13 protein-coding genes and 2 pseudogenes are annotated in these 12,476 nt (G+C 70.9%); 9 read left to right on the top strand and 6 right to left on the bottom strand.

All coding sequences use genetic code 11. The features are described from left to right. From ABT085_RS35520 to ABT085_RS35510, 3 genes and pseudogenes are all read left to right on the top strand, one after another. A pseudogene (locus tag ABT085_RS35520) lies at positions 1-714 on the top strand (hypothetical protein); the annotation flags it as partial. A gap of 78 nt (positions 715-792) precedes the next feature. Further along, a complete protein-coding gene (locus ABT085_RS35515) occupies positions 793-1,086 on the top strand; it encodes a hypothetical protein (RefSeq protein ID WP_351617611.1) in 294 nt (97 codons plus the stop codon). Continuing rightward, complete coding sequence (locus ABT085_RS35510) at positions 1,083-1,259, top strand: hypothetical protein (protein ID WP_351617608.1); 177 nt, start codon at positions 1,083-1,085, stop codon at positions 1,257-1,259. The genes ABT085_RS35515 and ABT085_RS35510 overlap by 4 nt, the downstream gene beginning before the upstream one ends. A gap of 156 nt (positions 1,260-1,415) precedes the next feature. Here ABT085_RS35510 and ABT085_RS35505 read toward each other — a convergent pair whose 3' ends face one another. From ABT085_RS35505 to ABT085_RS35480, 6 genes and pseudogenes are all read right to left on the bottom strand, one after another. Then, positions 1,416-2,414 carry a YdcF family protein gene (locus tag ABT085_RS35505; RefSeq protein ID WP_351617605.1) on the bottom strand — a complete coding sequence of 333 codons (999 nt, stop codon included), beginning with the start codon at positions 2,412-2,414 and terminating at the stop codon, positions 1,416-1,418. Positions 2,415-2,612: 198 nt separating this feature from the next. Beyond that, positions 2,613-2,905 (bottom strand): annotated as a pseudogene (locus tag ABT085_RS35500) (toxin Doc); the annotation flags it as partial. Between the two features lie 6 nt (positions 2,906-2,911). Beyond that, entirely contained in the window at positions 2,912-3,511 is a 600-nt protein-coding gene (locus ABT085_RS35495) for a hypothetical protein (protein WP_351617603.1), read from the bottom strand. Positions 3,512-3,634: 123 nt separating this feature from the next. Next, entirely contained in the window at positions 3,635-4,837 is a 1,203-nt protein-coding gene (gene tgmC, locus ABT085_RS35490) for an ATP-grasp peptide maturase system methyltransferase (RefSeq protein ID WP_351617600.1), read from the bottom strand. After that, entirely contained in the window at positions 4,815-5,813 is a 999-nt protein-coding gene (tgmB, locus tag ABT085_RS35485) for an ATP-grasp ribosomal peptide maturase (RefSeq protein ID WP_351617592.1), read from the bottom strand. The genes tgmC and tgmB overlap by 23 nt, the downstream gene beginning before the upstream one ends. Positions 5,814-5,816: 3 nt before the next feature. Next, the gene (locus ABT085_RS35480; RefSeq protein ID WP_351617590.1) at positions 5,817-6,083 is read right to left on the bottom strand and encodes a putative ATP-grasp-modified RiPP; all 267 of its coding nucleotides are present in this window, start codon (positions 6,081-6,083) and stop codon (positions 5,817-5,819) included. Between the two features lie 156 nt (positions 6,084-6,239). On the opposite strand from ABT085_RS35480, the gene ABT085_RS35475 reads away from it, so the two are divergent. From ABT085_RS35475 to ABT085_RS35450, 6 genes are all read left to right on the top strand, one after another. Further along, positions 6,240-7,610: an NsdA family TPR-like regulatory protein gene (locus ABT085_RS35475; protein ID WP_351617588.1), complete on the top strand. Its 1,371-nt coding sequence runs from the start codon at positions 6,240-6,242 to the stop codon at positions 7,608-7,610. A 13-nt stretch (positions 7,611-7,623) separates the two neighbouring features. Then, positions 7,624-7,917 (top strand): DUF6087 family protein, encoded by a 294-nt coding sequence (locus tag ABT085_RS35470; protein ID WP_351617585.1) that lies wholly within the window; start codon positions 7,624-7,626, stop codon positions 7,915-7,917. 291 nt (positions 7,918-8,208) lie between these two features. Beyond that, entirely contained in the window at positions 8,209-9,108 is a 900-nt protein-coding gene (locus ABT085_RS35465; RefSeq protein ID WP_351617582.1) for a helix-turn-helix transcriptional regulator, read from the top strand. Positions 9,109-9,928: 820 nt separating this feature from the next. Next, positions 9,929-10,843 carry a replication-relaxation family protein gene (locus ABT085_RS35460; RefSeq protein WP_351617579.1) on the top strand — a complete coding sequence of 305 codons (915 nt, stop codon included), beginning with the start codon at positions 9,929-9,931 and terminating at the stop codon, positions 10,841-10,843. Between the two features lie 724 nt (positions 10,844-11,567). Next, positions 11,568-12,128, top strand: a complete 561-nt coding sequence (locus tag ABT085_RS35455; RefSeq protein ID WP_351617576.1) for a hypothetical protein — start codon at positions 11,568-11,570, stop codon at positions 12,126-12,128. Then, the gene (locus tag ABT085_RS35450) at positions 12,129-12,389 is read left to right on the top strand and encodes a hypothetical protein (protein ID WP_351617573.1); all 261 of its coding nucleotides are present in this window, start codon (positions 12,129-12,131) and stop codon (positions 12,387-12,389) included. The last annotated feature ends 87 nt before the right edge of the window (positions 12,390-12,476 follow it).

The following is a 12,476-nucleotide window of genomic DNA, read 5'->3' as shown; positions in this document are numbered from 1 at the left end:
GTCGACACCGACGACCGCCCCGCACCCGAGCCGGCCCGCCAGACGCTGACCGCCATCCTGCGCGCGTGCGCCGGCGACTACGCCGCGCGCAACGACTTCCCCAGCCTCCAGCACGCGGCCCGTCGCCACGACACCCCGCAGCTGCTGAAGTGGCTGGACGCGATGATCTCGCACGCAGAACAGGAGCAGGCCCGCCGACTGGAGGAGGCCGAGGCCCACCGGGTCCAGGCCGCCCGCACTCTCACCGCCTGGTGGACGCTGGCCCGCTGGTTCACCGCCCGCCCACACCCGGTACTCGCACTCCTGCTGGCTCCGGGCCGCGAGAGCCTGGCCCACCGCGCCGAGTACCTCCCGAAGTGGGCCGAGATCAGCACGCGCGCAGCCGCCGAGGAAGGGCAGCGTCTGGCGCTCTTGCGGTCGGAGTACGAGGGGTTGGCCCGGCCCACCGCCGTCGCGGAAGGCCCGCAGCGCGCGTACTTCGTGGTCGGTCAGTGGACAGGAGGAGGCGACGTCGACATCTGGCACGTGGAGCAGGCACCCGCTAATCCGGGCGAATGGGCCGACGTCTACGCGCAGTACAGCGAGGACGCCGAAGAGGCCTTCGGCAGCGTCAACGTCGTCTACGCCGCCAGTCCGCAGGCCGCAGCCGACCAGGCCCGCAGGCAGGCACGCGAGACCCACGCGCGCATCCGCCGCGACCTCGCCCGCCCGTAGGCCGACACGGCCACTCCCCGGCGTGGCCTACCGCCAAGCCGCCCCAGCCCCACCCCTGATCACGAGGAGAGATAACCCGTGGCAACGTTCGCCCACGCCACCCCCGAACACTGCGCCCAGCCCGGCCGCGCCCTCACCGCCGCCTGCCTTGACTGGACCAGCAACGACCGCCAGGACGACCCCCAGCTCCTCACCCACACCGTGACCGACCCTCACGGCCGCACATGGCAGGTCAGTCCGGCCGCCAACTTCCGGATCTCCGCCTCCAGTCCGGGGCAGATCTGGCAGGCCAGCTGCGCGGCACTGATGACGAGGGCTCCGGTCCTGTCCGCTCGCCTAGTGACGGAGCACATCAAGGACGCCCCAGCATGAGCAGCCCGCCGCCGTTCAGGCCCAAGGACTTCGAAGAGCAGTGCGAGACCTGCCACGCACCGCCCGGACAGCTCTGCCACGCCAGGTGCGACACCGGATACACCGCCGCCGACGCCCGCGCCGACGCCGAGCGCCACACCGCCCAGCACGACGCCAAACCCCCTGCGCCGTAGGCGCACCACCCCTACCTCCCCGCCTGCCCCACATCCTCGAAGGAGCCCAGCCGGGCTCCGTCAGCCAGCGGCCACCTCCGCTGTTCGGCACGGGCGCGGATTGCCGGCGAAGCCACGCCGACCCTGCTGCCCGGGGCGGCGCGCACAACGGGTGCCTCAGCGCTGGAAGACCGCTGTCGCCACGGGCACCGCCAGCAGCAGGCTGAGCCCGATCAGGGGCAGCCGGTCCAGCCACAGGACAGCGGCGAACTCGCGCAGGGTCGCGGAGAGCCAGTATGTGGGGGAGGTCGGCGCGCCCACGACGTGGACAAGAACGCCGGCGCGACGGGCCAGCAGGGCCGTGCGGTAGACGTGGAAGCCGCTGGTGACCACCGTGGCACGGTGCCCGGAAGCGGTGCGGTCCATGAGGGCCGCGCTGAAGCGGAGGTTCTGCCCGGTGTTCACGGAGCGGTCCTCCCGCACGATCCGGTCGGCGGCCACCCCGCGTGCGCGCAGGTAGTCGGCCATGGCGTCCGCCTCGGAGCGCACCTCGTCGTCGCCCCGGCCGCCCGAGACGACGAACACCACACCGTCTGTGTCCGGTGCGCCGGCGGCGTCGACCGCGAGGGCCCGCTCCAGCCTGCGGCGCAGCAGCGGACCGGGCCGGTCGCCGTTGAGCCCGGCGCCCAGGACGACGACATGGGTGGTCCCCGGCGGCGGGGTGCTGCGGCCCCGGACGAACACGTAGAGGGTGAAAACGAGGAAGAGCAGGCTGAGGTATCCGGCGGCCGCGTTCACCGCCACCATGAGGGCACCCGCCACCTTGCCCCCGGCCGTCTGGACGACCGCGTCGAGGCCGAGCACCGCCAGCAGGGCGCAGCCGGCGGCGCCGGTGGCCAGCAGGGCCGCCTGCGGTCCGTAGCGCCGGACCAGGACGATGCCGTCGACCAGCAGGAGCAGGCCCAGCGCGAGCGTCATGAGCAGGGCGGCGACGGCGAGCACGGTCACGACGGTGAGGTGGGTCTCCGCACTGCGGGCGGCCACGCCGAGCCCGGCCGACGTCACCGCGAGGCTGAACAGGACAGCGGTGGAGAACCGGTGCGGCGCCAGCACAGCATGGACGACGCCGCCCACGGCGAACACCGCCGCGGCAAGGTACTCCGGGTACTCCGGCACGTCCCCCACCACTCCGCTCTCCCGCCCGCCGGGCCCGACCCCGTCCACCTGTCGCCGCCTGCGCATTCCCGGACCGGCGCAGCGCTGCGGGCCCGGTGCGGACGGCCGCCGGACATCCTCGCAGACCCGTCCGGGCGCGCCGTACGCAGGCGGGCGCCGACGCGATCAGCCGGGACCGGCGTACGCCCGTCGCCCGGGTCAGATGCGCCAGGAGCGCAGGACCTCGGCGACGGCGTAGATGCTCAGCCGGGTGTCGCGGATCTTCCTGACGAGGTCAGCCAGGGCGCCGTACGGCGGGTCGATGTCCTCGCCGGACTGGTCCATGTACTGGGCGGCCACGAAGGCAGCGAACAGGCTGTTGCGGTGGGGAAGCGGCTCCAGGCGGACGATCGTGTGCGGGAGCGCGGCCGCACGCCAGGCGGTGTCCGGTCGGACGCCTCCAGCGTCGGCATCCGCGTCTTGTGCCGCGCGACGGCCGCGACCAGCGCGGAGTTTGCTCAAGCAGGGGAGGGCTGGGGGCCCCAGCGCAGCCAGGACGCGGCTGGCGAGGGCCGGCCCTGGGGCAGGCTGTACAGCGCGGCATGGTGTTCGGCAGCGGAGGTCGGGGCGTAGCGGTGCAGTGCCAGCAGCCGTACCTCGACCGCGGTGGCCACCGCCTCCTCCTGGCCAGCACAGGCGGTGAGCGCGCCGGCCACCGCCCGGAGGACCGGCATCCGGCAGGTGGTCCGGGCTTGGTGAGCGGCGTACTCGGGCAGGCACCCCAGCGCCCGCACCCTGGGATCCGACCCCAGCAGCACCGACTCCCCCACGGCCGGGCCGGCGGCGGCATCGCCGACGGGGGCGGTGAGCGTGCCGACTTGTCCGTCGGACCGGGCGAGGCTTGCGGCCAGGGCGTGCAGGTGGGCCAGGGCGGCCTTCTCCAGGCCAGCGTCCAGGACGGCGTCGGCGCGCCACGCCGCGGTCAGCAGGTCGAACAGCGCCTGGTCGGCGAAGAGCACCCCATCCCGCCGGTCCGCGGCCGCGGCCTGGCCGGCCGGGGCCGGCCGGTCGAGGGCGCGGCACAGGCCGAGCGCCGCGGTGACGGCGCCGGCAAGCATCTGCCCGGGAAGGCGCCGGGCCGGTCGACCTGGACGGCAGCCGCGGCCAGGTAGAACGCGCCAAGCTCCAGCAGCGTCAGGGCGGCCAGAACTGGCGGTACAGCCCGCGCTTTGGGGCACAGGTCAAAACAGCCGTGGCAGCGGCAGGCCGGGCATCTGCGGGTGGCGCAGGTGCTGTCCGGCGTCGTAGACGTGCAGGGTGAACGTCTGCGGTCCCGGTCGGTCGGCCTCGTCATAGGCGTCCAGGACGCGCTCGATACGCTCCCACAGCCGCACGGGGCCGGCCTCGCGCACCTGCCAACCGCCGTCGTGCGGGGTGAGGGTGGCGGCTGAGCCGGTCACCACGTCGACCAGGTGCACCACGTCGGCGACCGTCGTCATCTGTGCGTCCGGCACCGCGCTTTGGGCGAGGAACCGTAGGTGGAACGCTTCCTCGGTGGCGTCGGTGATCCGCTGCGGGCTGTGCCGGCCCGTCCGCGGTTTCTCCGGCAGGCCGGCCGCCCAGTGGGCGGGGTTGCCGAACGTCGGCGCCGCGTGGGCACGTGCGGACATGAACGAGACTGTGCCGCTCAGCAACTGGCCCTCGGCCGTACCGTCCTCGGCGACGGTCAGCAGGACGCGGGCGTATCCGTAGAGCCAGCCGCTGAGGGTGAGCAGGATCTTCCCTCCCGGCCGGGTCTGGGCCAGCAGCGCGGGCGGCACGGCCCGGAACGAGCAGGCGGCCACGATCCGGTCGAAGCGGGCCTCGGGCCAGTAGCCGTACAGTCCGTCCGCCACGGCGAGTGTGGGGGTGTAGCCGCAGCCGTAGAGTGCGCTCGCCGCCGTCTGCAGCCGGTGGGGGTCGACCTCGATGCTGGTGACGTCGGCGGAGCCGAGGCGCTCGCATGCGAGCGCCGTCGAGTAGCCGGTCCCCGTACCGATCTCCAGCACCGTGTGTCCCTCCTGGAGGTCGGCATCGGCCCACATCCGCAGTACGAGCGAGGGCAGCGTGGAGGACGATGTCGGGGCTCCGCCGTGTCGTTGCGCCGGGCTCTTCCAGTCGGGTTCGTCGCCGTCGAACTGTGTGATGAGCGTGGTGTCGGAGTAGGCGGCGGCCAGCCACCGGCCGTAGTCGAGCTCGGCGGTGGCCGGTTCCCATACCGTCAGGCCCTGTCCGTCGCGCTCGTCGGCGGGCAGGTAGAAGCCGGGAACGAACCGGTGCCGCGGTACCTTCTGCACCGCCTGTCGCCAGGCCGGATCGGTGAGAGCTCCGTCCTCGGCAAGAGCCTTCGCCATGGCCTGGCGCAGGCGGGCCGCGTCGGTCTCAAGGTCGGTGGGCATGGTCATGGTGCACCGTCTCCTTCCTGGTCAGGATGTCGGCGAACGCCTCGGTGATGGCCGGTGCGTCGGGCAGCCAGCCCCATTGCCCGTTGCTGTTGCACTCGATGGCCGTCCAGGATTCGGTCTCGTTTTCGGGGCCGGTGAGAGCAAAGTCGAAGCAGCCGAAAACCAGGCCGAACGATGTCAGATAGCGGTGCAGGGCCTCTTCGGTCGGGGCCGGGACGGCGACGGGCGTGTGGATGAGGTCGTCCCAGTCGCCGCAGCGCCAGTCCAAGACGCCGTCCGGAGCCTGGATCCGGCTCGCAAAGACGCGTCGGCCGACCACGGTCACCCGCGCGTCGCCGGTCTTGGGGATTTCTGCCTGGAACAGGTGCGGCATCACCCCGAGCGAGTCGTCGAAGGTCTCTGGGTCGACACGCTGGGCCCAGATCGCGCCGGTGTGCCCGTCCTCGCCTCGGGGCAGGCCGCGGAACGTCTTGTAGATGACGTGCTCGTGCTGGGCTGCGAACTTGCGTGCCTGCTCGGGGTCGTTGGTGATCAGCGTCGGCGGGATCTGGAGCCCGAACCGGGCGAAGCTCTGCAATTGGGCGGGCTTGAAGTCGGCGCGGGTCACTGCGGCAGGGTGGTTGACGTACAGCGCGGCGTGCAGGTTGTTGAGGATGCCGCCGAGTCCGTTCCGGGCCTCGGCGGCGGCGAAGTCCCGCTGCTGGGCTGACAGTTGCACGTAGCGGGCAGTGTAGGGGGTGGGGCGGCGGTAGTAGACCGCCGCCACCTCCCCCAGCTCCACCTCCCGGCTTGCCGTACGCAGGCGCCCGCCCCATGCCGGAGTGTCCGGACCGATGTGGGCGCCGAAGGTCAGGCCGGGCCCGATGTCGGCGGGGTCGATGCGTACGACAGGTACCTCGCGCTCGTTCAGCGCGGCGATGACCCAGTCCGCGGTGACGTCTTCCAGCGCGGTGACGACCAGGACGGTGGAGGCCATCGGTCAGTCCGATTCGTAGTCGGTGGTGTTGTCGTCCTGGGTCTGCGGCTGTGGGTTCTGACCGTCACCGCCACCCGACACCGACGCGGTGCCGGTGGTCTTGCTGGTGCCGTGCTTGCCCATCTCCACCGGCCGGCCGGCGCTGTCGGTGTAGCGCGCGGTCTGTGTGACCGGGTCGAGCGTCACCGCCGCGTACGACGGCGGGCCGACCGGGAGCCGGTCGGTGACCAGCCGCATCGCCCACGGAGCCTCGGGTGCAAGCGTCGCCATGCGTTGTCCCTTCCCCTGTACGCCGGGCGGCAGCCGGTTGGCTCCCGCCTGCACAGAATCGGTGACCGTCCGGTGCCCTGACCAGTACCGTAAGGGTCGCGAACCGTGGCGAATATGCCACGCTCCGTACATGCCAGCGGGGAAGGCGAGGCAGCGATGGTCAGCAGATTCAGCAACCCGCACCTGGCGCTGTGGATCGCGGCGACCGGGCTGTCCCACGGCGAGATCGCGCGACGCATCGCCGCGACGGCGAAAGCCCAAGGTCACCGCCAGGTCGCGCCGGACGCGACCCGCGTCCGGCGCTGGATCGACGGTGAACGGCCCCGCCCGCCGGTGCCCGCCCTGCTCGCGGAAGTCCTTTCAAAAGCGGCCGGGCAACCGCTCACTCCCGGCGATCTCGGCCTCACGGCCACGGGCCCGGAGCTGGATAGCATCCAGCTCCCGCTGCTGACCGAGGCAGCCGCCCAGACCCTGGCCGGATGGACGCAGATGGATCTGTTCATGAACCGCCGCGACACTCTGAAGCTCGCCGTCGGGGCCCCGCTGATCCTCGCCGCCGAGCGGATGCTCGGCGGCACCGCCCGCACCCTGAACCACGGCCGCAAGGGCTTCGACGCGGACACCGTCACCGCGCTGGAGGAAGTGACCGCCTTCTTCACCAGGGCCGACGCCTGCCAGGGCGGCGGCCTGTACCGCTCGGCGATCGTCGCCCAGCTCGCCGAGGCCGCCCGCCGAATCCAGGACGGCGTTCCGAAGAGTCTGCGGCCCCGGGTGTTTGCGGCGACGGCCGACTTGGCGGCGCTCGCCGGATGGGTCAGCCATGACTGCGGCCGGTACCCGACAGCCCAGCGGTACTGGAGTTACGGCGTGTACGCGGCCGGGGAGGCCGGGTGGCGTGATCGCGGGGTGGAGATCGTCACCCGCATGTCGCACCAGATGATCTACCTCGGCCGCCCTGACGACGCCCTCGGCCTCCTCGGTGTCGCCGCGGCGAAGGCCAAGATGCCCGCGGTCAAGGCGCTGGTCGCCTCGCAGACGGGGCGCGTGCACGCGGCCCTCGGCAACGAACGCCAGGCCGAGCGGTGTCTCGGCGACGCCGATGAGCTCGTGGCGGACGGGCTCGGCGAGGACGTCCCCGAATGGGTCGCGTACTTCGACGCTGCCGAGCACGCCGGCGCCCGCGCGGTCTCCGCCCGGGACCTCGCCGGCCTTGGCCGCCCCCGCAAACGAGCGAGCACCCACTTCGAGGACGCGCTGAAACTCAGGAAGCCGGGGTTCGACCGCGTCCGCGTCATGGACCGCGTGGGGCTCGCCGCCGCGCTGTTCGACGAGGGCGAGGCCGACAGGGGCGCCGCAGTAGCCCAGCAGGCGCTCGACGACGCCGCTCGGGTCGACTCCACACTGGTGGCCTCTCGGCTCAACACCCTGCTCGACGCGGCCCGCCCGTACCGGAGCGCCGCCGTCGACGAGGTGCGTACGAGGGCGAAAGATCTCGCCGCCGCCCGGCCGACCACCATCGCGGCCTGAGACCATCGAGGGCATGGGCAAGCACAGCCGTCCCGGACCGCCGAACCAGCCGTCACGCGCTCTCCCGCGCGTCGATGCCGACGACCCGCTCGCCGCGTACACCAAACGGCGCCGCCCCCCGATGGACCAGTACCGGCGTCACCGGCCGCTGCACGGCGGCGCCGGCCACCTACGGCCCGAGGAACCCAGGGCCTTGGAGCAGTGGAACGGTTTCGCCTACGTCCCCGTCGGTACCGCCCCCGACCTCGCAGCAGCCACAGCCTGGGCTCACGGGCTCGACTCCCACGAATCGACCGATCAGGAGTAGAGCCTCGGCAGAGGCGCCCGGCGGCAAAGGGCACTTGGCCAACACCGCCGCCGGGCTCGGGATCAGAACGGACAGAACTCGGCGGCGTCGACGACCACTGGTACGGCTCTCGTCCCGGATCATGCGGCGGAGACTGGTGCGGGCTGCCGCGAGGGCGTCTTCGGCTTCCTCCAGACGCCGGCCGAGCCGAGTGTTGCCCTTGATACCGAAGCATCACCTTTGGCATTATCGAACTTGTCGCGCCCGTCCGGGACCCGACACCGTCTTGCCGATTCTTCCGAAGGGGCACAGATGTCTCCTGCCGAGCAGCTCGTGGACACCACGCAGATCGTGTCCGAGTTCGGCACGAGCAAGCCCCGGATCAGCGAGTGGAGCAACGACCCGGACAGCGGCTTCCCCGCAGTCGCGCACACCGAGGGCCGCAAACGATTCTGGCGCCACGACGAGGTCGCCACGTTCTTCGCCCAGCGCGCCCCGAAGAAACGCACACTGCCGGCCTCGGTACTCGAGGCCGACCAGGACGAACTACTCACCAAGCGGGAAGTGGCCCACCTCCTCGGCTACACCCGCACCTCCACCATCGACGCCTACTTCCGCGACCGGCCCGGCTACTTCCCCGAACCCGACGCCGACGGCCCCGCGTGGCGCCGCGCCACGATCGTCGCCTGGGCCAGCAGCCGGCCCGGCAAGGGCCGGCGCAGCTCCGCCCCAACTGCCGCGCTACCCGCAGTGCCCGTCGACGGGGACCCCGACGAGCTGCTCGGCACGGCCGAGGTCGCGAGTCTGTTCGGCTATAGCAGCGTCGCCTCCTTCTCCAGCGCCCTCTACCAGGGACGCATCCCCGAACTACCCGAGCCGCAGACCCTGGAGAGGGAGGAAGGCAGCCGCGGCGGGGCCCGCAAGAAGTGGCGCCGGGCCACCGTCGTCGCCGCCGCCCGAAAGCGCGGTGTCCTGCCGCCAGCCGACCAGGAGGAGACCGACGACCTGGTCGGCGCCGCCGAAGCAGCCCAGATCCTCGGATACGGCAACACCGACAGCCTCATCAGCGCGATCGGCCACGGACTCCTGCCCGACCTCGAACAACCCGACGGATACGCATACCGCCGCGGCAGCGCCGGCCGACCACGCCAGCAACGCTGGAAACGCTCCCGCCTCGAGGAACTCGCCGCCCGCCGCTCCTCGACGCCCTGACCACAACACTGAAGCGCGTCACACGCCAGATACCGTAAGACCGCGGCCTCTGGCTCAAGGGATCGACGAACTCCCGGCGGGCCAGACGCCGCACGATGGCCGGTACGAAGAGGCCAGCCACCTCCCCGCCGCAAAACCACACAGCCTCACGGAACCGGCCATCACCATTGCCCCGGTGTCCGCTGAAGGATGCGCAGTGGCAGCATTCCTCATTGCGCAGTCGTCTGCGCAACGGTTCCCAGCTCTGCACACTCAGCATGCGCAGAGCCCACTGCGCACAGCCGGAAGGCGCCATCGACGTCGGGCTGCGCACTCGGCCAAGCCATGCGACCGGACCACGCCCGGTCTCCTTCATGGAGCCGGCCCGAACCCGGTCCTTCGGCGACTTCTCCCTCTGCCCCCAGGCCTCACCGCCTTCTCGGCGATGTCCGGTGCCGTCCTGCCCAGTCGCCGTCGGGGGCCATGGTCGGAGCTGCGGTCAGGCCGACCACGCCCCGACCACAAGCTTTGTGGCCCCATCGTGACCGTGGTCGGGAGCTTATGGTCGGCGCCCTGGTCGGGGCCGACGGGTTTCCTCAAGGCCAGCAAGTACACGCCCCGGCCTGGGAGTTTAAGCATGCCCCCTGGCAATCAGACCTCAAAGAACGACGCGGCTCACCCGACGGCCGCAGACGCCGAGTTGCAGAAGGTGAGGCGGCACCGAGCCCCCTTGACCAGCTCACGGCCCGCGCCACCAGCCAGCTGGGCCATGTGAACCGCTCCTCGCCCAGCTCGCCCCCGTCACTCCGCCAACCGTGCAGCTGCAGAAGAGGAGCTACCGGTGACCGCCAGCTTCGAGACCGTGTTCTCCGGTCACACGCCGAGTCCGGTCGAGCCGCTGCCGCATCAGCTCCTGGCCGTGCTGGGCCAGCACCGGATGGCGACCACGAGCCAGCTCCACGATCTGCTGCGGCCCGGCACCACGCGGCAGACCGTCTCGGCGCCGCTGAACAAACTGCGCCGCAACGGCCTCGTGGACTACACGGTGCTGCCACAGTCCAACCGCACCCGCGCCTGGTACCTCACCGGCGAAGGAGCCCGACTGGTACGCGACTTCCCCGCACTGCGCAGCCGGCCGCCGTATCCGATCACCTCGGCCACCGCCGCCTCGCTGAAGACACCCCACACACTCACCGTGCTCCGCACCCACCTCGCATTCGTCGCCGACGCCCGCAGACGCGGCGACGAACACGGCCACCTCGACTGGACACCCGAGGTCTCTCACCCACTCGGCGACGGCGAGAAAATCATCACGGACGCACTGATGCACTACACACTCACCAGCGAGGACCGGCGGAGGAAGCTGAGGGCGTTCGTCGAGGTCGACCGCACGACCATGAGCAGCGAACGCCTCGCAGCGAAACTGATCGAATACGCACGCCTGTGGTCCTACGAACCACAGCCCGCGGGACGACAGCGCGCACGGCAGCCGGCCACTCCCGGTCCCGCCTGGCTGCGCTGGTATCCCGTCTTCCCCCGCATCCTGTTCGTCCTCACCGGAGCCACCCCCTACGTCCTGCACCACCGGATCAGCGACCTGCAGGCCATGACCGCCCAGCACCCCCACGTGGCCACACTGGCCCGGCACGTACCCCTCGGCGCGGCAACCCTCGACGACCTCGAACTCCATAAGCCCACGGGCGATGTCTGGGTACCCCTGGCCGGTGGCGATCCGAGACCGTGGACCGAGCTGTGATGCATGCCAAAGCGGTACTCCCGCACCAGACGGACGGCCCGGCAGGACCCACACGGCCCGGGCCGGGGGTGGCTGCCGTGGTGAGAGTGAGCGGCAACGGTCCTGAAGAAAAGGGGTCTGGCCTGTACCGGCGCAGGCACCCCCGGGTCGACGGGGAGGACGCTATTGGAGACCTACTGGACACAGGGGCGGTCGTCCTCCCCGCCGACGCGGGGGTGTTCCGCTGCCTCTCGCCATCCTCAACCGTTGCCGACACGCCCCAGCAGAGGCCCACCTGCCCCTGCGCGGGCGGCTCGATCTCTTCGCCCAGCACGACAGCGAGCGCTGAAACCACAACCCGCCACCCGCCGCAGAACACCGGAACGGCTCCACAGCGTCCTCATCACGTCGGGGCGACATTAGAAACAGCCACATACGCCCGCCTGCACGCCTACATCCCCATGACACCGCCTGGCCGGCACCGGCAGGCCGGCAGGGTGGAGACGGAGCCCGAGTCGGCTACGGATCCCCCAACTGGGTTGCTTCCTGAGCCTTCGCCATCTTCGAACGTGCTGGTCGGGGGCTACGTCGTTTCCCGCGCATCATGGCTGCACGATCGCGCCGGAGCCGATCCGCCGAGAAGGCAGGGCAGGCGCCGCAGATGCATTGTCAGATGCATTGTCAGATGCATTCCGTGCCGTTTAGAGTCTCCCCGATTCGCCATGTCCATGATCGTGGAGGGCACATGCTGGGCAAGGTAAGTGGGAGTCGAACAGTCCGCACCGCCGGGGCACTTGTGATCGTCGCCGCGACAGCAGTTGCCGTTAACATGGGCACTGCGACCTCGGCAAACGCCGCAAAAGCCTGCCATTACAACACCGCTGGCACGACAATACGGGGCTGGAGCGAAGTGGGGACGCACTACCCCGTCACCCTTCACGGAACGAAGGTGCACCTCTATACAGACGCCGGAAACGCTGCGGTGTATGCCAAAGCCGATAGCGTTGCCGCGGGAGACATCCTCTCGATCGATCGGTCCAACTTCGCGGTTTCCGGTACGGCAGATCACTACTGGAAGCAGACGCCATGGATCATGGCTCAGACGCCCAACTCGGGATACGACTACTGCGAGTGGACTGCCGGCAGCGCCGGAAGTTTTTCCACCTCTAAGTCCAACCCCATCGACGGCGCCCACCGGTACATCCGAGTATGCCTGCGGCATGCGGGCTCGCTTCAGTGCGCCCCGTCCGGTACCGAGAGCTGGTGGTACGGCGACAATGACGATAACTGGAACGACACCCTCTGAGTGAGGTCAAGCTCCTGCACGGCCCCGCTGGCTTACCAGCGGGGCCACAGGTGGGCACCGCTGACCACCCGGCCACGCCGAGGCCCCCGCGCCCTACAGGCCGGGGGCTGCGTCATAGCCACTACCTGCCAGATCGTCACCGGCTTCAAGGCCACCTGCGCCCGCAAGCTCACCCCGGGGCAGAAGCAGGCCAACCGCGTGTTGGCCGCCGGACGCGCCCCCGTCGAACACGGCTTCGCCAACCTGGACGGTGCCCCGTGAGGGTGTTCCCACAGATGGGAAGGCCGTGCAGACACACGAAAACGGTGGTGGGGTGCGCACCCGGCAGGGGCGCACCACCAGCAAGAG

This window comes from Streptomyces sp. NPDC002265, from assembly GCF_040296125.1.
Classification (GTDB): Bacteria; Actinomycetota; Actinomycetes; order Streptomycetales; family Streptomycetaceae; genus Streptomyces.
This window is presented reverse-complemented; position numbering and strand designations above follow the sequence as displayed.